General features: G+C 72.4%; 18 protein-coding genes. 11 read left to right on the top strand and 7 right to left on the bottom strand.

Annotation, left to right across the window (positions count from 1 at the left end):
• Nucleotides 1-64 precede the first annotated feature (64 nt).
• From ACV7NM_RS04150 to ACV7NM_RS04140, 3 genes are all read right to left on the bottom strand, one after another.
• The gene (locus ACV7NM_RS04150; RefSeq protein ID WP_463408957.1) at nt 65-1,123 is read right to left on the bottom strand and encodes a PHP domain-containing protein; all 1,059 of its coding nucleotides are present in this window, start codon (nt 1,121-1,123) and stop codon (nt 65-67) included.
• A gap of 55 nt (nt 1,124-1,178) precedes the next feature.
• Nucleotides 1,179-1,928: a VOC family protein gene (locus ACV7NM_RS04145; protein WP_463413821.1), complete on the bottom strand. Its 750-nt coding sequence runs from the start codon at nt 1,926-1,928 to the stop codon at nt 1,179-1,181.
• 150 nt (nt 1,929-2,078) lie between these two features.
• Nucleotides 2,079-2,663: an HPP family protein gene (locus ACV7NM_RS04140; protein WP_463408956.1), complete on the bottom strand. Its 585-nt coding sequence runs from the start codon at nt 2,661-2,663 to the stop codon at nt 2,079-2,081.
• Between the two features lie 213 nt (nt 2,664-2,876).
• Here ACV7NM_RS04140 and ACV7NM_RS04135 point away from each other — a divergent pair, with 213 nt between their 5' ends.
• The 4 genes from ACV7NM_RS04135 (at nt 2,877) to ACV7NM_RS04120 (ending at nt 6,678) form a co-directional block, all read left to right on the top strand.
• Complete coding sequence (locus ACV7NM_RS04135) at nt 2,877-3,368, top strand: hypothetical protein (RefSeq protein WP_463408955.1); 492 nt, start codon at nt 2,877-2,879, stop codon at nt 3,366-3,368.
• A gap of 91 nt (nt 3,369-3,459) precedes the next feature.
• On the top strand, nt 3,460-4,524 hold the full coding sequence (locus ACV7NM_RS04130) for a GNAT family N-acetyltransferase (protein WP_463408954.1): 1,065 nt from the start codon (nt 3,460-3,462) through the stop codon (nt 4,522-4,524).
• Nucleotides 4,525-4,623: 99 nt separating this feature from the next.
• Nucleotides 4,624-5,157, top strand: a complete 534-nt coding sequence (locus tag ACV7NM_RS04125; protein ID WP_463408953.1) for a GNAT family N-acetyltransferase — start codon at nt 4,624-4,626, stop codon at nt 5,155-5,157.
• A 159-nt stretch (nt 5,158-5,316) separates the two neighbouring features.
• On the top strand, nt 5,317-6,678 hold the full coding sequence (locus ACV7NM_RS04120) for an FAD-dependent oxidoreductase (protein WP_463408952.1): 1,362 nt from the start codon (nt 5,317-5,319) through the stop codon (nt 6,676-6,678).
• A gap of 75 nt (nt 6,679-6,753) precedes the next feature.
• Here the strand turns inward: ACV7NM_RS04120 and ACV7NM_RS04115 are convergent, their stop codons facing one another.
• Entirely contained in the window at nt 6,754-7,239 is a 486-nt protein-coding gene (locus ACV7NM_RS04115) for a hypothetical protein (RefSeq protein ID WP_463408951.1), read from the bottom strand.
• 209 nt (nt 7,240-7,448) lie between these two features.
• On the opposite strand from ACV7NM_RS04115, the gene ACV7NM_RS04110 reads away from it, so the two are divergent.
• The 5 genes from ACV7NM_RS04110 (at nt 7,449) to ACV7NM_RS04090 (ending at nt 12,757) form a co-directional block, all read left to right on the top strand.
• Nucleotides 7,449-8,111, top strand: a complete 663-nt coding sequence (locus tag ACV7NM_RS04110) for an NADPH-dependent F420 reductase (protein WP_463408950.1) — start codon at nt 7,449-7,451, stop codon at nt 8,109-8,111.
• A 356-nt stretch (nt 8,112-8,467) separates the two neighbouring features.
• Nucleotides 8,468-8,671 (top strand): cold-shock protein, encoded by a 204-nt coding sequence (locus ACV7NM_RS04105; protein WP_030228921.1) that lies wholly within the window; start codon nt 8,468-8,470, stop codon nt 8,669-8,671.
• A gap of 75 nt (nt 8,672-8,746) precedes the next feature.
• A complete protein-coding gene (locus tag ACV7NM_RS04100) occupies nt 8,747-10,204 on the top strand; it encodes a VWA domain-containing protein (protein WP_463408949.1) in 1,458 nt (485 codons plus the stop codon).
• 150 nt (nt 10,205-10,354) lie between these two features.
• A complete protein-coding gene (locus ACV7NM_RS04095) occupies nt 10,355-12,112 on the top strand; it encodes a glycosyl hydrolase family 18 protein (RefSeq protein WP_463408948.1) in 1,758 nt (585 codons plus the stop codon).
• 51 nt (nt 12,113-12,163) lie between these two features.
• On the top strand, nt 12,164-12,757 hold the full coding sequence (locus ACV7NM_RS04090; RefSeq protein WP_463408947.1) for a HutD/Ves family protein: 594 nt from the start codon (nt 12,164-12,166) through the stop codon (nt 12,755-12,757).
• A 99-nt stretch (nt 12,758-12,856) separates the two neighbouring features.
• Here ACV7NM_RS04090 and ACV7NM_RS04085 read toward each other — a convergent pair whose 3' ends face one another.
• Nucleotides 12,857-13,360: a hypothetical protein gene (locus tag ACV7NM_RS04085; protein ID WP_463408946.1), complete on the bottom strand. Its 504-nt coding sequence runs from the start codon at nt 13,358-13,360 to the stop codon at nt 12,857-12,859.
• A gap of 401 nt (nt 13,361-13,761) precedes the next feature.
• Between ACV7NM_RS04085 and ACV7NM_RS04080 the strand changes: the two genes are divergently transcribed.
• On the top strand, nt 13,762-15,234 hold the full coding sequence (locus ACV7NM_RS04080) for a multicopper oxidase family protein (RefSeq protein WP_463408945.1): 1,473 nt from the start codon (nt 13,762-13,764) through the stop codon (nt 15,232-15,234).
• Nucleotides 15,235-15,249: 15 nt separating this feature from the next.
• Here ACV7NM_RS04080 and ACV7NM_RS04075 read toward each other — a convergent pair whose 3' ends face one another.
• Nucleotides 15,250-16,062, bottom strand: coding sequence for a class I SAM-dependent methyltransferase (locus ACV7NM_RS04075; protein ID WP_463408944.1), 813 nt, complete (start codon nt 16,060-16,062; stop codon nt 15,250-15,252).
• 77 nt (nt 16,063-16,139) lie between these two features.
• A complete protein-coding gene (locus ACV7NM_RS04070) occupies nt 16,140-16,481 on the bottom strand; it encodes a hypothetical protein (protein ID WP_463408943.1) in 342 nt (113 codons plus the stop codon).
• Between the two features lie 235 nt (nt 16,482-16,716).
• Here ACV7NM_RS04070 and ACV7NM_RS04065 point away from each other — a divergent pair, with 235 nt between their 5' ends.
• The gene (locus tag ACV7NM_RS04065) at nt 16,717-19,011 is read left to right on the top strand and encodes a HelD family protein (protein WP_463408942.1); all 2,295 of its coding nucleotides are present in this window, start codon (nt 16,717-16,719) and stop codon (nt 19,009-19,011) included.
• The last annotated feature ends 2 nt before the right edge of the window (nt 19,012-19,013 follow it).

Below are 19,013 nucleotides of genomic sequence, written 5' to 3'. Positions count from 1 at the left end.
CCGCCACCGGGGAACGTGAACCCCGGCGCCCGCCCGTGTATACGAGGCGGTGCCGGTCCCGGCGCTAAGAGCGGGATGCGGACCGCCGTACGGGCGGCCGGCGGGTGCGGGTCCAGGCGAGCAGGTCGTCCGCGGGCCACGTGTTGACCACCCGGTCGGCCGTCACCCCGCACTCCACCGCCCGTTCGCAGCCCGTCAGCTGCCAGTCCAACTGCCCCGGCGCGTGCGCGTCCGTGTCGATGGCGAAGAGGGTGCCGGCCTCGACGGCCCGCCGGAGCAGGCGGCGGGGCGGGTCCAGCCGCTCCGGCCTACTGTTGATCTCCACGGCCGTACCGGACTCCGCGCACGCGGCGAACACGGCGGCGGCGTCGAACTCCGACTCCGGCCGGGTCCGGCCGGTGAGCAGGCGTCCGGTGCAGTGCCCCAGGACGTCCATCAGCGGATTGCGCACCGCCGCGAGCATCCGCCGGGTCATGGCCGGGGCGTCCATGCGCAGCTTGGAGTGGACGGAGCCCACCACCACGTCGAGCCGGTCCAACAGCTCCGGCTCCTGGTCGAGCGACCCGTCGGCCAGGATGTCGCACTCGATTCCCGTGAGCAGTCGAAACGGCGCCCAGGCCGCGTTCAGCTCCGCCACCGTGTCCAACTGCTCGCGCAGCCGCTCGGGCGAGAGCCCCCGGGCCACCTTCAGGCTCGGCGAGTGGTCGGTCAGCACGGCCCACTCGTGACCCAGCTCGGCGGCCGTGCGGCCCATGGCCTCGATGGGACTGCCGCCGTCGGACCACTCGGAGTGCAGGTGGCAGTCCCCGCGCAGCGCCGCCCGCAGCGCGCGGGCGGCCTCGGAGGCGGGCGGTCCCTCGGGGTGCGCCGCGACCTCGTCCTCCAGCTTGCGCAGGTAGCCCGGGATCTCCCCGGCGAGCGCCTCCCGTACCACCTGGGCGGTCTTGGGCCCCAGCCCCTTCACGGCCTCCAGCGAACCCGCCGCGACCCGGCCGGCCACCTCGTCCGCGCCGAGCCGTTCGACGACACCCGCCGCCGTGCGGAAGGCCTGGACCCGGTACGTGGGGGCCTGGCCGCGCTCCAGCAGGAAGGCGATGCGGTTCAGCGCCGCCACCGGGTCCATCGCACACCTCCTGGGCCCAGTGTGGCAAGGGACGCCGGACCGGGCACATCGGAGATCACGGCGACAGCGGCGTCGACAGGGACGTGGTGAGGGTGAACAGGGCCCCGTCGGGGTCGCGCAGCGCCACCCAACGCTCCCTGGCGTTGGAGGTGATGTCCGAGACGGTGCGCCCGCCGAGCGAGACGGCCGCCTCGATGGCCGGCTCCAGGCGAGGCACCCGGAAGTGGACGTGCCAGCGGGGCCGGCTGTGCGGGCTGTACGAGGCCGCCTCCACGGGCCCGCTGTTCAGCCGGGCCACGGGCTCCCCGTTCTGCCGCAGCACGACTTGGTCCTCCTCGTAGGAGACCTCGCAGCAGCCCGGACGGCCGGTGGCCCACTCCAGCACCGCCCCGTAGAACAGGGCCGCGTCGAACGCGTTGCGGGTCCGCAGCTCCAGCCAGGCCGGGGCGGGGCCGCGTCCCACCCGCCAGTCGGAGGCCACCGGGCCCTCCCAGATGCCGAACACCGCGCCGTCCACATCGGCCGCCAACGCGCCGCGACCGCCGATGGGGAAGGAGACCGGCCCGACGGCGACCGTGCCGCTGCGCTCCCGGATCCGGCTCACCGCCACGTCCGCGTCGTCCACGGCGAAGTACGGCGTCCAGGCGACGGCCACCTCCAGATCTCCGGCGAGGGCGCCGATGCCCGCCACCGGCGCGCCGTCGACCCGGGCGACGGAGAAGCCCTCGCCGAGGCGCGTCCGCCGGAAGCTCCAGCCCACCACCTCCGCGTAGAAGCGTTGTGAGGCCTCCATGTCGCGGGCCATCAGACTCACCCAGCAGGGTGCCCCGAACACGTCCTTGGTTGAAATCTCCACCGCTTGTTCCGCCCTTCACCGCCACTTTGACCGCCCCGTCCGGTCACAAGAAGTAGCGCCCGAGCACCCTCGGTGGCGCGCAGGCGCGCCACTGCGGAATCACCACCAATAGGCAGGGTACTTCGGGGCCTTCCGGCGGATGCGGGAGGCGGCGTAGCCGGTGAGCACGAGCAGCACGGTCGAACCGAACAGCAATGGCACGAACCTGGCCGGCGCCGGGGTCTGGAGCACGACGATGACGGAGGTGGCGCAGGCGGCCGAGTGCGGGGTCCGCGCGAGGATGAGCAGGGCCAGGGTCACGCCGGCGGCGATGGCGGCCGCCCAGGCGCTGCTGCCGGCCAGGGCGAGGACCGCGTAGCCGACGCCCGCGCCGAGCAGGTGGCCCAGCACGACCCCGCGCGGCTGCGCCAGCGGCAGGGTGGGCGCGCTGTGCACCAGGGCGGCGCTCGCGGCGAGGGGCGGGATCAGCACCGGCTCGTGGATCATCGCGCCGATCGCCACGAGGGCCAGGAGTACGGTGGTCACGGCGCTGACGCTGTGGAAAGCGGCGGCCGGGGTCGGCCGCGCCGGAGCGCTGCCGGTCAGGACCCGGATCTGCCGGGACGGCTCCGGGGCGACGGGACCGGCCGGGGCGAAGCTGTCGGCGGCGGCCGGGGACGGGTACAGGGCGGTGTCGGAACTCATGTGACGGTGGAACTTTTCCGGTGCTGGGGGCCGGGCCGGGGTACACGGCGGCGAAGGCAGGGCAGGAGGCGGTGTCCTGATGTTATCGGTCAGAAGTACGACGACCGTCGCCGGGGTGGGCAAAGAGCCCATCGGACACGAATGACCGGAACCGATCGTGTATGACTGCGGGGGTCACCGGGCAGTCCCGCCGTGGGACCAGGAAGGACGAACATGACGACGCCCTCGCACCTCGCCGGTGCCCCCACCGACCTGGACGCGGTCATCGCGCAGGCCCCCGCCGGAGCCACCGGCGCGCTGTGGCGGCTGACCGAGGCGGGGCGCGTTCTCGACGCGAACCTGATCCGCCTGACGCCTGGCGGCGTCATCGCGGAGCACCGCGAACCGGTGCTCGACGTGCTGCTGGTCGTGGTCGAGGGCAGCGGCCGGCTCGACACCGACGCCGGCGCGCACCACCTGCGGCCCCACACCGCGGCCCTGCTGGCCAAGAACACCCTGCGCTCCCTCACCGCGGGCCCGGACGGCATCGCCTACCTCACGGTCCACCCGCGCCGCCCCGGCCTCGGCATCGGTGCGCCGCCCGCGCCGGCCGAAGGCGGCGAGACGGCCTGCCTCCTGCACCGGGTGTGCGCGGACTGCGGCCGCCTCGCCTCCGAACGGGACGCCCGCCACTGCTCCCGCTGCGGGGCGGCCCTCCCCGACTGAGCCGGACCGGGCCGGCCGGCTCCAGAGCCCGATCGAGCCGGCCCGCGGTCCCGCCGGCTCCGGCCCGCCGCGTACGGCCTAAGGTCGCCTCATGACGCTCTTCACCGCCGGCGACCTCACCCGCACCGTCGCGGAAGCGGTCGGCGCCCTGCGCGAGGTGGCGGACCGGGACTGGTCCGTACCGGCGGCGGGGCTGGAGTGGAGCTGCCGCGACACGGCCGTCCACCTGACCGGAGACCTCACCGCGTTCGCCGCGCAACTGGCCGGGCGAGCCGACTCCTGGCTGCCGCTGACGGTCGGCGCACGCGCCGAAGTCGCCCCCGGAGCCCTGATCGACCTCGTGGCGGCGAGCGGGCGCCTGCTGGCGGCCACCGTCCTCGCCGCCGACGCGGAAGACCGGGCCTGGCACCCGGCGGGCGCGGCCGGCGCCGACGGGTTCGCCGCCATGGGCGCCACCGAGCTGCTGCTGCACGTACACGACATCGTGCACGGCCTGGGCCGCACCGACTGGACCGGTTCCGCGCGCACCGGCGCCCTGATCCTCGACCGGCTCTTCCCGCACGCCCCGCGCTCCGCCTCGGCCGACGCGTGGGGCTCCCTTCTGGCCGCGACCGGCCGGGCCGACCTCCCGGACCTGCCCCGTCGGCGGATCTGGCGTTGGTACGGCGACCCGATCAGGGGAGAGGGCGTCGTACTGTGCGAGATCGGCCCCTCGGCCGCCGCCGACCTGCACACCGGCGGGCCGGGAGGCTTCGTGTGGGCCGGGGACGGGCCGCCCGAGGGGACCCGGATCGCCGCCGGGATGCTGGGCCTGGCGCGCGAGGTCGGTGAGTACCACCCCGGCTGGGGCCCGTACGCCATCGTCCGCGCGGCCGACCGCCTGGCGATCGGCGGCATCGGCTTCCACGGCGCCCCCGACCCCGAGGGGCAGGCGGAGATCGGCTACGACCTCGTCCCGTCGGCCCGGGGCCGCGGACACGCCACGGACGCGGTGCGCGCCCTGGCGGCCCGGGCCTTCGCGCGGCCGAACCTGACCGCGCTGCGCGCGGTGGTCGAGGAGGGCAACGCGCCCTCGCACGCCGTGGTCCGGCGGGCCGGGTTCCGGCGGGACGGCTGCGAGGACGGCACCGTCCGCTACCTCCTGCACCGCTCCTGAGGCCTGCGGGGTGCCGAGCGGGGGGCCGGTGCGGGGCCCGTGCGGGCCGGTGCGGGGCCCGATTAACCCCGGCGGGGCCGTGTTCGGCAGGATGAGGGCATGACCGAGATCCGTACCCCCCGCCTCCTGCTCCGCCGCTGGACCGACGACGACCTCGTCCCCCTGTCGGAGATCAACGCCGATCCCGAGGTGATGCGCTGGATCGGTGACGGCTCCACGCTCGACCTGGAGGAGACGGCCGACGCCATCGAGCTCTGGGAGGACGAGTGGGACGAGGAGGGTTTCGGCCTGTTCGCCGTCGAGCTGCTGGGCTCCGGTGAGCTGATCGGCGTCGTGGGTCTGACGGTGCCGCAGTGGCTGCCCGCGGTTACGCCCGCGGTGGAGATCACCTGGCGCCTCGGCCGGCAGTTCTGGGGTCAGGGGTACGCCTCGGAGGCCGCACAGGCGACCTTGGAGTTCGCCCTCCAAGACCGGGGCCTGGACCGGGTGATCGCGATCAACCGGGCCGGCAACGAGGAGTCCGAGAACGTCATCCGCAAGCTGGGCATGGAGTCCGAGCGGCGGGTCGAGGCCCCCGAGTCGGGGGCCCTGCTCGACGTCCACTCCATCGACCTCACCGAGTACGAGGCCTGAGCCCTCGGCCGGCCACCCGGCCCGAACCCAAAGCGGCGCTTTGGGGTGTCATAAGAGCTGTTTATGAGGTCATAAGCGGGGGCCGGGTGCCGGGTTAGGGTGGCCTTAGCTTAGGGTTCCCTTGATCAGCCAGTTTGTCGGTCGAAGGGAACCCACACCATGCCTCGCCCTCTGCGGGTAGCGATAGTCGGCGCCGGCCCCGCCGGGATCTACGCGGCCGACGCGCTGCTGAAGTCCGAGGCGGCCGCCGAACCGGGCGTCTCCATCGACCTCTTCGAACGGATGCCCGCCCCCTTCGGCCTGATCCGTTACGGCGTCGCCCCCGACCACCCGCGGATCAAGGGCATCATCACCGCCCTGCATCAGGTGCTCGACAAGCCGCAGGTCCGCCTCTTCGGCAACGTCGACTACCCGAACGACATCTCCCTCGACGAGCTGCGCGCCTTCTACGACGCGGTGATCTTCTCCACCGGCGCCACCGCCGACCGTGAGCTGCGGATACCCGGCGTCGAGCTGGAGGGCTCGTTCGGCGCGGCCGATTTCGTCTCCTGGTACGACGGCCACCCGGACGTGCCGCGCACCTGGCCGCTGGAGGCCGAGAAGGTCGCGGTGCTGGGTGTCGGCAACGTCGCGCTCGACGTCGCCCGCATCCTCGCGAAGACGGCCGACGAACTGCTGCCGACCGAGATCCCGCCGAACGTCTACGAAGGCCTCAAGGCCAACCGCGCGCTCGAAGTGCACGTCTTCGGCCGTCGCGGCCCGGCGCAGGCGAAGTTCAGCCCGATGGAACTGCGCGAACTGGACCACTCGCCGAACATCGAGGTCATCGTCAACCCCGAGGACATCGACTACGACGAGGGCTCGATCGCCACCCGCCGCGCCAACAAGCAGGCGGACATGGTCGCCAAGACCCTGGAGAACTGGGCGATCCGCGACATCGGCGACCGCCCGCACAAGCTGTTGCTGCACTTCTTCGAATCCCCCGTCGAGGTGCTCGGCGAGGACGGCAAGGTCGTCGCACTGCGCACCGAGCGGACCGAACTCGACGGCACGGGCAACGTCGCGGGCACCGGCCGGTTCACGGACTGGGACGTCCAGTCGGTGTACCGGGCCGTGGGGTACCTCTCCGACGAACTGCCCAAGCTGCCCTGGGACGTCGAGTCCGGCACCGTCCCCGACGAGGGCGGCCGCGTGATCGAGGCCGGTGCGCACCTGCCCTCGACCTACGTCACCGGCTGGATCCGGCGCGGCCCCATCGGCCTGATCGGCCACACCAAGGGCGACGCGAACGAGACCGTGGCGAACCTCCTCTCCGACCACGCCGAAGGCCGCCTGCTCACCCCGGTCTCGCCGGCGCCGGAGGCGGTGGAGGCGTTCTTGGCGGAGCGCCGGGTCCGCTACACCACCTGGGAGGGCTGGTACAAGCTGGACGCTGCGGAGAAGGCGCTGGGCGAGCCGCAGGGCCGCGAGCGCGTGAAGCTGGTGGAGCGCGAGGACATGCTCGACGCGAGCGGGGCGTAACCGCGAGGTATCACAGCAGGCATTACAGCGAGGGGGCCCGCCGCCGGCGGGCCCCCTCGCGCGTCCGGCCGTAGATCAGTCCTTGATCGAGGTGATCTTCCGCGTCTTGAGGTCGGCCTGGACGTGGATCTCCGTGGTGTCGCCGCCGCCCCAGGTGAGGGTGACGGTGGCATTGGTCTTGCCCGTACCGCTGCCGGTGGAGGCGACCTTCCACTGGAGGGGGACGTTCTGCGCGCGCAGAACGCCGTTCGCGTGGTTCGCCTCCTCCCACTGCCTCAGTTCCAGTTGCAGGGGCTTGGAGAGGTAGAAGGCGCGGAGCTGGTCGGCCGTCTTGCCGTCGCCGTCGTACACGGCGTCGATGTAGGAGCCGTAGAAGTCGGCGATCCGGGTGAACGCGCCCTCGGGGCTGCCCGACACGGACGGCAGCGCGGTCGCAGCCGGCGCGGTGCTCGGGGTGGCGGCGGACGCGCCGGCGACGAAGGTGAGGGAGAGCGCGGCCGCGGCGGCGGTCGCCGCGGTGGCGAGGGCGATGGTCGTGCGCTTGGTCGGACGCTTGAACATTTTTTCGTACCTTTCCCCGTGATGCGATACGTGCCGGTACGAGCCCCGGCGCTGTAACCGAAGACCGCCACTGGTGACACGTCGGTTCTCCTACTACGGAAAATGGCCGAAAATCCACCCGGTGGTGTGGTGTGAGCCGGAATGCCGTGGCTCCCGGCGGGGTTCGGAGAAAAGCGATACCCGAAACCGCGTACTGCACTGGAGAGCTCATGAAGATCGGCATCATCGGCGCCGGCAACATCGGCGGCAACCTCACCCGACGGCTCACCGTCCTCGGACACGAGGTTTCCGTGGCGAACTCGCGCGGACCCGAAACCCTCGCGGCGCTCGCCGAGGAGACCGGCGCCACGCCCGTCACGGTCGCCGAGGCGGCCCGCGGCGCGGAGGTCGTGGTCGTCACCGTCCCCCTCAAGAACGTGCCCGACCTGCCCGCCGGGCTCCTCGACGGCGCCGCGGAGGGCTTCGCGCTCATCGACACGTGCAACTACTACCCCCGGGAGCGGGACGGCCGCATCCCCGGCATCGAGGACGAGGGCCTGACCGAAAGCCGCTGGACCGAACGCCACCTGGGCCACCCGGTCGTCAAGGCCTTCAACGGCACCTACGCGGCCGACATCCTCGAACGGCACCGTCCGGCCGGCGATCCCGACCGGATGGCACTGCCGGTCGCCGGTGACGACGAGACGGCGAAGAAGACCGTGCGGGCCCTCATCGACGAACTCGGCTTCGACACCGTCGACGCGGGCGGCATCGACGAGTCGTGGCGCCAGCAGCCCGACGCCCCGGTGTACGGCATGCGCGCGGGCGTCGAAGCCGTCACCAAGGCGCTCGCCGAGGCCTCCCCGGAGCGCCCGCAGGCCTTCCGCGGCTGACCCGGGCGGGGTGGGACCGTAGGGAGTCGACCGCTCCCCGCGGCCCCGCCCGCACCGGTCGTAATCCGGTGGCCCCCGAATATCTGTCGCCGCCGGTATAGAAATTCATCGAATGCCGGTCGAGATTCGCGCCGGCGGGAAAAAAGAGGGGGAAGCCTTCCGTGCCGGAGCCCCTGCACTGTGCTACGGTCAACGCAGTTGCAGTTGTGGTTCCCAAAGACTTCAAGTGCTCCCTCGGATCCTCTTCCGCCGGGTGCACTTTTTATTTCCGATGATTTTCGGACGGGGCAATCATTACTTCGACTCCGGTGCCCGCACAGTGTGGGTCCGGGAACAGCCCCAAAGGAGAAACTCATATGGCATCTGGCACCGTGAAGTGGTTCAACGCGGAAAAGGGCTTCGGCTTCATCGAGCAGGACGGTGGCGGCGCTGACGTGTTCGCCCACTACTCGAACATCGCCACCCAGGGCTTCCGTGAGCTTCAGGAAGGCCAGAAGGTGAACTTCGATGTCACGCAGGGCCAGAAGGGCCCCCAGGCCGAGAACATCGTTCCCGCCTGACGCCTCTGGGCGTGTGACCGTCGTCGAGGCCCGCACCGTGAGGTGCGGGCCTCGCCGCGTTGTCGGGGGAGCCTCATGCCCCGGACGCGTTCCGCCCGGGCGGGGCGGCGGGGCAGACTGTGCGCCGTGACGATACTGAGCAAAGGTGCCAATCTGCCCGTCGGGGCCTCCTGCGTCAGAGCGGTGCTCGGCTGGTCGGCCGGGCCGGGCGTGCCGGACGTGGACGCCTCCGCGCTCTTGCTGACGGACCGTGGGCGCGTGCGCTCCGACGGTGACTTCGTCTTCTACAACCAGCCGCGGCACGCCTCGGGCGCCGTACGCCACCTCGGCAAACGGCCCGGTGCGGACGCGCTCGACGTCGATCTGGCCGCCCTCGAACCCGGGATCGAACGGGTCGTCCTGTGCGCCTCCGCCGATGGTGGCAGCTTCGGTCAGGTGCCCGGGCTGCACCTGCGGCTGCTCGACGCGGTGTCCGAGGCCGAGCTCGCCCGCTTCGACATGACCGCCGACACCGAGACCGCGTACGTGAGCGGCGAGCTCTACCGTCGCGCCGGCGCCTGGAAGTTCCGGGCGGTCGGGCAGGGGTACGCGAGCGGTCTGGCCGGGCTGGCGACCGACTTCGGCATCACCGTCGACGCGGAGCCGCCGACGCCACGGGCGATGGCCCCGGCGGTGGCCCCCGCCCCCGCGCCCGCGCCCACCCCCGCGCCGGCCCTCACGCCCAGGCCGCTTCCCGCGCCCGGGCCGGAGCCCGCGGTTCCCGTCCGGTTGGTCAAGGGCGAGGAGCGGCTGCCCCCGGAGATGCGCGAGCGCCTGTCCCTGCGCAAGCGGCAGGTCGCCGTCAGCCTCACCAAGAGCGGCGCCATCGGGGTCAGCGCCCGGGTCGTCCTCGTGCTCGACGCGTCCGGCTCGATGTCCACGCTGTACGCGCGCGGCACGGTTGCCGGCGTGGTCGAGCGCATGGCCGCCGTCGCCGCCCAACTCGACGACGACGGCGAGATGCAGGCCTGGACGTTCGCCACCCACCCCGCCAGGCTGCCCGACCTCACGATCGCCGAACTCCCCGAATGGCTGCGGCTGCACGTCCGGGTCGGCCGGATGAGTCTCTTCGGGCGGAACAAGCCGGACAGGGGACTTCTGCCCGGACAGGTCGACATGCGGGACGTCGGCTTCCAGAACGAGGAACAGCGCGTCATCGCCGAGGTGCGCGCCTACGTGCGCGACCACCCCGTACCCGCCCCCACCCTCGTGCTGTTCTTCTCCGACGGCGGCGTCTACCGCGACGACGAGATCGAGCGGGAGCTGCGCGCCGCCGTGGAGGAGCCGGTGTTCTGGCAGTTCGTCGGGCTCGGCCGGGCCGGGTTCGGGGTGCTGGAGCGCTTCGACACCATGCCCGGCCGGCGTGTCGACAACGTCGGCTTCTTCGCCGTGGACGACATCGACCGGATCTCCGACCCCGAGCTGTACGACCGGCTCCTGTCGGAGTTCCCGTCCTGGATGCGCGCCGCACGCCAGGCGGGCATCCTGCGCTGACCGGGGAGGCCGCTCGAACCGCCGCCGCCCAGGCCGGGGTTGCCGGGGCGAGCGTGGCGGTGCGGATGGGTCCGGACCCCTTGACCTCAGGCTGGTCCAGACCAATCATGAGGCGTCCGCCCGTTCGCTCGCGCCCCACCGGGAGCTTCGATGACACGACGACGTCCCCACGCCGTCCACTCCTTACTCGCCGTCTTCGCCACCGCCACCGCCTCGGCCGGCCTGGTCCTCGGAGCGGGCAGCGGCGCCGCCCACGCCGCGACGCCGCTGCCCGCCCACGTCTTCGCCCCGTACTTCGAGGCGTACTCCTCCGACAGCCCCGCCGACCTCGCCCAGAAGTCCGGTGCCAAGTACCTGACCATGGCCTTCGTCCAGACCGAGGCCAAGGGCTCCTGCACCCCGTACTGGAACGGCAGTACCGCCCAGCCCGTCTCCGCCTCCGTCTTCGGCGCCGACTTCGCCACCATCCGCTCGCGCGGCGGGGACGTCATCCCGTCCTTCGGCGGCTACGCGGCCGACAACGGCGGCACCGAGATCGCCGACAGCTGCACCGACGCGGACTCCGTCGCCGCCGCGTACGAGAAGGTCATCACCACGTACGACGTCACCCGTCTGGACATGGACATCGAGGACAACTCGCTGACCGACAAGGCGGGCATCGACCGCCGCAACCAGGCGATCAAGAAGGTGCAGGACTGGGCCGCGGCGGGCGGCCGCCCCCTCCAGGTCTCCTACACCCTCCCCACCACCACGGGCGGCCTGGCGAGCAGCGGACTGGCCGTGCTCAAGAGCGCCAAGACCGCGGGCGCGCGGGTCGACGTCGTCAACCTCATGACCTTCGACTACTACGACGGCGCCACCCACCACATGGCCGACGACACCCGCACCGCCGCGGAAGGCCTCTACAACCAGCTCGCCACCCTGTACCCGACCAAGACCCCCGCCCAACTCTGGGGGATGGTCGGCGTCACCGAGATGCCCGGCATCGACGACTACGGTCCCGCCGAGACCTTCACCACCGCCGACGCGACCGCCGTCTACGACTGGGCCACCGCCAAGGGCATCAACACCCTCTCGTTCTGGGCCCTCCAGCGCGACAACGGAGGCTGCCCCGGAACCGGCGGCTCCGACACCTGTTCGGGCATTGCCCAGGACCCTTGGTATTTCAGCCACACCTTCGCGCCGTTCACGGGCGGCGGAGGACCCGCCGTCGACGACTTCTCCGTCTCGGTCACGCCGGGTTCGGCCTCCGTCGCCCCCGGCGGCGCCGCCACCGCGACGGTCGCCACGGCGGTCGTCTCCGGCGCCGCGCGATCCCTCGCCCTGACCGTCACCGGCGCCCCCGCCGCGGTGACGGCCACCTTGGCCCCCACCACCGTCACGGCGGGCGGCGCCGCCCGGCTCACCCTCGCCGTCGGCGCCTCGGCCGCGCCGGGCGTCTATCCGCTCACCGTCACCGCCAACGGGGGCGGGCTCGCCCACTCCGCCGGTTTCACCCTGACCGTCCCCGGGCCCGGCGGCGGCAGCGGGGCACTGGTCAACGGCGGCCTGGAGAGCGGCTCGCTCGCGCCGTGGACCTGCGAGAACGGTGGAGCGGTCGTCAACACCCCGGCGCACGGGGGCTCGTACGCCCTCAAGGCCGCTCCGAACTCCGCGCAGACCGGCGAGTGCGCGCAGACCCTCACCCTCGCGCCCAACACCGCCTACACCCTCAGCGGCTGGGTGCAGGGCGGTTACGCCTACCTCGGCGTGCGCGGCGGCGCCACCGGCAGTACGTGGACCAACTCGGCGGGCTGGACCAAGCTCAGCGTGCCGTTCACCACCGGAGCCTCCGGCACGGTCACCGTCTACGTGCACGGTTGGTACGGGCAGGGCGCCGTCTACGCGGACGACCTCGCGGTGTCCTGAGGAGTAGGCTCGGCCGGGCCCGGGCGCGTACCCCGGGCCCGGAAGGGCGACATGACGGACGGCACGACCGACGACGCCGGCGGCGGGGTGCGCGTGCTGCGCGCGGCCGGCCGGCCGGCGGCTCCCTGGAAGAACGGCGGTGGAGTCACCCGGGAGATCGCCGCTTGGCCCGAGGGCGCCGGGACGGAGGATTTCCTCTGGCGGGTCAGCGTCGCCGACGTGACCGCCGACGGGCCGTTCTCCGTCTTTCCCGGAGTGGACCGGACCCTCACCCTCGCCGAGGGCGCGGGCATGGACCTCACGGTCGGCGGCGTACGGCGCCTCGTGGACGAACGCTTCGTCCCGCAGCACTTCCCCGGCGGCCGGCCCACCGAATGCCGGCTCCTCGGGGGTCCCGTCGTGAACTTCAACGTGATGTACCGGGGGGAGGCCGTCGAGGCCGAAGTCGCCGTGGTGCGCGGAGATCTGTCGCTCACCGTAGCGCCCCACACGGCGCTGCTGGTCGTGGCCCTGGACGGGCCGGCGGCGCTCGGTGACCGTGTCCGACTCGGCCCTTACGACGCCGTCTCGGTCACCGATCCCGGCGCCCGCGCGCTCCGCGCCGGCGGCCGGACGGCCGTGGTCAGGCTGACGCCGCGCCACTGACGACCGGTCTGCGCCGGGGCCGGAGCGTCCGCGGTGAGCCGGTGCGCGCCGCGGCCTCGCCGGCCGGCGGCGCGCACCCCGCTCAGGGGGACGGCACGCTCAGTGGAACAGCATGGAGGCGTCGCCCGCGGCCGTGGTGACCGAGCCCGGACAGAGGAAGCTGCCCGAGACCTTGGTCGCCGTAAAGGCCTGGTTGACGTACTTGCGTGTGGCGGCGTCACGGTTCCACACGATGCCGGTTGCCTTGAACCGGCAGGAGACGAAGCTCTGTTTGCCGCTGATGTCGATGGCGTCCATCTTCGCGACACCACTCGCGTCGTCGAAGGTGAAGGCCGGGTTGTTGTTGAGGGTGGCGGTGATGCCGCCCCCGCAGGCCAGATTGCCGCCGGGGGCGTTGATGGTGCTCCTGTCGACGGTCAGGGCGGCGGGCGGGGCGGCGCTGGTGCGCGCGTTCGTCCAGCTACAGGTGCTGCCGGCGACGACGATGACGCCGTCCACCTTCTGGTCGACGGTGGGCCCGAGGGCCAGAGCCGTCGTGGAACCGCCGAGCACCACGGCGGCGGCCACGGCGGTGACGCCCGGCCAGGTCGAGAACTTCCTCATGTCGCTCCTCCTTGCCACGTACGTGTGGGGATGTACGGGCGGGGCCCGGGAGGCCGCGCCGCGGTGCGCCCGGCCGTCGCGGGATGGGGTTCCCGCGGGCCGGCCGGGGGAGAGAGCCTTCGTGCGCGGACCGGAGACGTACGGGGGAGCGGTGCGGTCCGGTCACGTCCACGGAAGGTGTCACAGGGGTCTTGAAATGTCAGGCCCATGTCAACAATTTGGCCGGATGGCGCCAGTCGGCGGGAGGCCGCCCCCGGGTCGTGCGGGGCTTGTGCGGGGCACGAGCGAGTCACGACCGGCCACTCGCACACTTGACCCCATCCGCTAGGTCGTATCGGCCTGGCACCTACATGCCGACCCGCCGGCGCGTCAGTCGCCACGGCAGCACCCTCGGGGGAACAGTGATCAGTCGTAGGACCGTCGTCCGGGCGGGCGTGGCCGCCACCAGCGTCATCGGAACCGGCGGCATGCTGCTGCCCGTCGTGAACGCGGCGGCGAACGAACCCCGTGTCGCCGGAGCCGAGCTCGACCCGGCCGGCATAGCGAAGTTCACGCAGCGGATGCCACTGGCGCCGGTGCTCCGGCCCTACCTCACCAACGGCACCACCAGTTACTACCGGATGACCCTGAAGGAAGCCACCAAGGAGGTCGTGCCGGGCCTGAGCACCACGCTGCGCACCTTCAACGGCTCCTTCCCCGGCCCCGTCATCAAGGCCGAGTCGGGCCGCCGCGTCGTGATCAGGCAGACCAACTCGCTGGACGTCCCCACCTCGATCCACCTGCACGGCGCCCACGTCCCGCAGGACAGCGACGGTTCCCCGATGGACCTCATCGCGGCCGGGGGCGGCACCAAGACGTACACGTACCCCAACACCCAGCCGCACGCGAACCTGTGGTTCCACGACCACGCCCACCACATGGAGTCGGAGAACGTCTTCCGCGGGATGACGGGCACCTACATCCTCACCGACGACACCGAACGCCGGCTGGGCCTGCCGTCCGGCGGCTACGACATCCCCATCGCGCTGCGCGACGCCCGCTTCACCGACACCGGCGAACTCGTCTACGAGATGGGCGACTTCCGCCACCGCAACGTCATCTTGGCCAACGGCAAGGCCTGGCCGTTCTTCGAGGTCGCGGCGCGCAAGTACCGGCTGCGCCTCACCAACACGGCCAACCAGCGGTTCTTCGGCCTGAGCCTCGCGGACGGCTCGGAGATCGTGCAGATCGGCACCGACGGCGGCCTGCTGACCGCGCCCTACCGCACCGACACGGTGTCCATCTCCCCGGGCGAGCGGGCCGACGTCGTCATCGACTTCTCCCGCTACCCCGTGGGCACCACCATCGAGCTCCGCAACAAGCACATCGACCGGGACGAGCCGGCCAACGAGATCGGCGCCGTCCTCCAGTTCCGCGTCACCCGCACCGCGCACGACGACAGCGTGGTCCCCGACGCGCTCCGGACGCTTCCGGCGCTGCCCACGCCCACCGTCAACCGCACCGTCGACATGAAGATGGACGAGACCGGCGCCCCGAGCAGCATGGCGTACATCAACGGCAAGACGTACGACATGAACCGGATCGACACCGAGATCGCCTACGGTGCCACCGAGATCTGGACCGTCCACAACTCCAACCAGTTCGCCCCGCACAACTTCCACATGCACCTGGTGCAGTTCCGGGTGCTGGAGCGCAACGGCCTGCCGGTCACCGAGGGCCCCGAGACTGGGCTCAAGGACACCGTGCCGCTGAAGCCGGGCGAGACGGTGAAGATCCAGGCGACCTTCACCGGTTACCGGGGCACGTACGTCTACCACTGCCACCTGTTCGATCACGGCGCGATGGGCATGATGGCGAACATGCGCATCTCCTGACCCCACGCGGCGGCCTCAGGCCGCGCCGGCGGACGGCTTCCGGCCCAGGACGGCCCACGCGCGCACATCCAGGGCGAGGGACCCGTCCGGCCGGGCCGGCAAGGAAGAACGCAGCGCCTCGCGCAGCCTCTCCCGGTCGGGCGGGTCGAGGGCGGCGACGTAGCCGGGGGCCGGGCCCTGGCCGGACAGGAACGGCTCCCACAGATCGGCGAAGGCGGCGAACTCCGCCCGCACCTCGATCGGGGCGACGTGCACGGCCTCCAACCCAGCCGACGTCCACAGGGCGAGCAGTGCCTCCGGGCGGCAGAGTCCGAAGCGGCGCCCCTCGTCCAGCTCGACCGCGGCCGGGTCCAGCAGTGCGGCCGCGTCCCAGAAGCGGCGCAGGAGCCCCATGCCCTCGGCGTAGTCCCACACGTAACAGGCGACGAGTCCGCCCGGGCGCGCCGCGCGCGCCGCCTCGGTGACCGCGGCGCCCGGTGCGGGCAGGAAGTTGAGGGCGAGCGCGCTGACCACGGCGTCGCAGGTCCCGTCGCGCACGGGCAGCGACAGCGCGTCGGCCCGCACGAACCGCGCCGCCGGACCCGCCGCGGCGCGGGCCGCCGCGAGGAACCCGGCGGACCGGTCGACCCCCACGACCAGCCGCGGCCGGGCCAGACCGGTGATCGAAGCGGTCAGGGCGCCGGTGCCACAGCCCGCGTCGAGCCACACCCCGCCGTCCCCGACGCCCAGCCAGTCCACGAAGCGGCCGGCGACGAGGCGGCTCCAGCGCCCCATGTACCTCTCGTAGGCGTCTCCCGCCGCCCACACGTCGTACCTGTGCTCCGTCATACGGTCACGATGACGTACCGAGCGCCCGCGGGGCGTCAGGAGGGGCTGTGTCGGGCGGCGTCGGCCCGCGGCCGGGGTCAGCCCGCGGCGGGCGCCCCGTCGAGTTCCCAGGCGTGACGCTTGAACTCACGGGCGAAGTCGGGGTGGTCCTCCCACTGGCGGGCGACGCCGCGCAGGACGTCCCAGTGGTGTTCCACCGACTGGTCGATGACGCGGCGGACGGCGGGCTCCGCCTCCGCCCGCTTCTCGATGAGGCCCTTGACGGCGGACGCCTCCAGCACCGCGTTGCGCAGGGCGCGCAGCGCACGGGAGGTGTCGTCCATCGCGAAGCCGTTCTCGCTGCCGGTCTCGGCGGCGAACAGCGGGGTGAGGCGCGCCTCGATGAATGCGGTGATCCGCGTGAAGTGCTGAACGTCCATGGGGGCTCCATCTCCTGCCACACGGCCACACCGCGGCCCGGCATCTCTCGGTACTTCGGCCGCCCCACCCTAGTGGGACGGCCGAGACGGACGGGAGCCGGGCGCCCACAACAAAAAACCCCGGGCCTCAATGGCGGCCGGGGTGATTCTCTGCGTATATTGGTTGTTTCACGTCGACCCACGGGTGAAACGTGGAGAAGCTTTACGTGGACACAGTATCGCGTCAGGAGTGGAATTGTCAACCGAGGAATTCCGGAATGAGCAGCAATTCATCACCGGGCTCTACGCACGCCTCGACGACCTGCGTGACCAGGCCGAACGCGCCGTCCGGGGCGCGCTCGCCGAGCCTGGCAGCGGGTTCCAGGCGCGCCTGGAACGGGATGTGCTGGTCGCCGAGCAGTCCGGTCTGCTTTCCGCTCTGAACTCCGGGGAGAACGGATTGTGTTTCGGGCGGCTGGAGTTCTCCGACGGCCGGGACCACCACATCGGCCGCATCGGAATAAGGCAGGACGACCCGGACCGCACCCCGCTCGTCCTCGACTGGCGCGCCGACGTCGCCCGCCCCTTCTACCTCGCCACCGGCCACCATCCCATGGGGCTGCGCCGGCGCCGGCACATCACCACCCGGGGCCGTGAGGTCACCGCACTGCACGACGAGATCCTCGACCTCGGCGACACCGAACGCACCGGCCTCGAAGGGGCCGACGCTGACGCCGTCCTGCTCGCCGCCCTCGACGCCGCCCGGACCGGGCGGATGCACGACATCGTGCGGACCATCCAGGCGGAGCAGGACCGGATCATCCGCTCCCCGCACGCCGGCGTCCTGGTGGTCGAGGGAGGCCCCGGCACGGGCAAGACCGCGGTCGCCCTCCACCGCGCCGCCTACCTCCTGTACGCGTACCGGGAACTCCTCGCCAAGCGCGGCGTGCTGATCGTCGGCCCCAACCCGGCGTTCCTGGGCTACATCGGCGAGGTGCTCCCCTCGCTCGGCGAGACGGGCGTGCTCCTCGCCACGGTCGGCGAGCTCTTTCCCGGCGTCCACGCCACCCGCCTCGACCGTCCCGGCGCCGCGGCGGTGAAGGGTCGCGCGGCGATGGCGGAGGTACTCGCCCGCGTCGTGAGCGACCGGCAGACGCTGCCGGAGACCGTCCCGGCCGGCAGCGGCGAGGACAGCTCCGTGGTCCCGGAGCCGGCCGTGGAGATCGACCACGACGACTACGGGACGCTGCTGCTGGACCGGACGATGGCCCACGAGGCCCGCGACCGGGCACGCGGCACCGGCCTCCCGCACAACCTGGCGCGGCCCTACTTCGCGTTCCGGATCATCGACGCGCTCACCGAGCAGCTCGCCGACCGGCTCGGCGCGGACCCCTACGGCGGGCCCAACCTGCTGGGACCCGACGACCTCGCCCAGCTCGGGAAGGAGATCGCCACCAGCTCCGAGGTGCACGCGGCCATCGACACCCTCTGGCCGCCGATCACCCCCGAACAGCTGATCGCCGACTTCCTGGAAGACCCCGCGCACCTGGACGCCGCCGACGCCGAGCTGATCCGCCGGTCCGCGACGGAGACGGGCTGGACCATCGCCGACATCCCGCTGCTCGACGAGGCCGCCGAACTGCTCGGCGAGGACGACAGCGCGCGGCGCGCCGCTCGGGAGCGGGAGCGGCTGGAGCGCATCGCGTACGCGCAGGGCGTCCTGGACCTCTCGCAGGGATCGGAGTCCTACGAGTTCGAGGACACCGAGAACGAGTACCTCGCCGCGCACGACATCATCGACGCCGAGCGCATGGCCGAGCGGCACGAGGAGGCCGACCACCGCAGCGCCGCCGAACGCGCCGCCGCCGACCGGACCTGGGCCTTCGGCCACGTCATCGTCGACGAGGCGCAGGAGCTGTCCGCGATGGCGTGGCGGCTGCTGATGCGGCGCTGCCCCACCCGCTCCATGACGCTGGTCGGGGACCCCGCCCAGACGGGCGACGAGGCGGGCTGCGGCTCCTGGAAGCGCATCCTGGCGCCGTACGTCGGCGACCGCTGGGACCTGGTGCGGCTCGGCGTGAACTACCGTACGCCCGCGGAGATCATGGACGTCGCGTCCGCCGTCCTGCTGGCCCGGCACCCGGGATTCGAGCCGCCCCGTTCCGTGCGCTCCACCGGCGTACGGCCCTGGGCGCGGGCGGCCGACGACCTGCCCGCGGCGGTCGCCGAGGCGGTGCGCGCGGGTACCCCGGCGGAGGGTCGGCTCGCGGTGATCGCCCCGCGCCCGCTGCACGAGGCCCTGGCCGCGGCGCTGCCGGGCGTACGGGCCGGCGCGGAACCGGACCTCACGCACACGGTCGTGCTCCTCGACCCGCGCCAGGCCAAGGGACTGGAGTTCGACACGGTGCTCGTGGCGGAGCCGGCGGACATCGCGCCGAGCGACCTGTACGTGGCACTGACCCGTGCGACGCAGACGCTCGGGGTCCTGCACACCGGCCGCCTCCCGCAGGAGCTGGCGCGGGAACTGGCGCGAGAGCTCCCCTCGGCCTGAAC

Source organism: Streptomyces sp. Tek67B01, assembly GCF_055231995.1.
The sequence above is the reverse complement of the archived record's forward strand: the minus strand, read 5'-3'. Positions and strand labels throughout refer to the sequence as shown.

Coding starts and splice junctions, on each gene's coding strand:
- ACV7NM_RS04100 (WP_463408949.1), top strand. CDS start 8,747: ATGCCCCGGACGCGTTCCGCCCGGGCGGGGCGGCGGGGCAGACTGTGC.
- ACV7NM_RS04125 (WP_463408953.1), top strand. CDS start 4,624: ATGACCGAGATCCGTACCCCCCGCCTCCTGCTCCGCCGCTGGACCGAC.
- ACV7NM_RS04135 (WP_463408955.1), top strand. CDS start 2,877: ATGACGACGCCCTCGCACCTCGCCGGTGCCCCCACCGACCTGGACGCG.
- ACV7NM_RS04110 (WP_463408950.1), top strand. CDS start 7,449: ATGAAGATCGGCATCATCGGCGCCGGCAACATCGGCGGCAACCTCACC.
- ACV7NM_RS04105 (WP_030228921.1), top strand. CDS start 8,468: ATGGCATCTGGCACCGTGAAGTGGTTCAACGCGGAAAAGGGCTTCGGC.
- ACV7NM_RS04085 (WP_463408946.1), bottom strand. CDS start 13,360: ATGAGGAAGTTCTCGACCTGGCCGGGCGTCACCGCCGTGGCCGCCGCC.
- ACV7NM_RS04130 (WP_463408954.1), top strand. CDS start 3,460: ATGACGCTCTTCACCGCCGGCGACCTCACCCGCACCGTCGCGGAAGCG.
- ACV7NM_RS04145 (WP_463413821.1), bottom strand. CDS start 1,928: ATGGCCCGCGACATGGAGGCCTCACAACGCTTCTACGCGGAGGTGGTG.
- ACV7NM_RS04140 (WP_463408956.1), bottom strand. CDS start 2,663: ATGAGTTCCGACACCGCCCTGTACCCGTCCCCGGCCGCCGCCGACAGC.
- ACV7NM_RS04115 (WP_463408951.1), bottom strand. CDS start 7,239: ATGTTCAAGCGTCCGACCAAGCGCACGACCATCGCCCTCGCCACCGCG.
- ACV7NM_RS04150 (WP_463408957.1), bottom strand. CDS start 1,123: ATGGACCCGGTGGCGGCGCTGAACCGCATCGCCTTCCTGCTGGAGCGC.
- ACV7NM_RS04120 (WP_463408952.1), top strand. CDS start 5,317: ATGCCTCGCCCTCTGCGGGTAGCGATAGTCGGCGCCGGCCCCGCCGGG.
- ACV7NM_RS04090 (WP_463408947.1), top strand. CDS start 12,164: ATGACGGACGGCACGACCGACGACGCCGGCGGCGGGGTGCGCGTGCTG.
- ACV7NM_RS04095 (WP_463408948.1), top strand. CDS start 10,355: ATGACACGACGACGTCCCCACGCCGTCCACTCCTTACTCGCCGTCTTC.
- ACV7NM_RS04075 (WP_463408944.1), bottom strand. CDS start 16,062: ATGACGGAGCACAGGTACGACGTGTGGGCGGCGGGAGACGCCTACGAG.
- ACV7NM_RS04070 (WP_463408943.1), bottom strand. CDS start 16,481: ATGGACGTTCAGCACTTCACGCGGATCACCGCATTCATCGAGGCGCGC.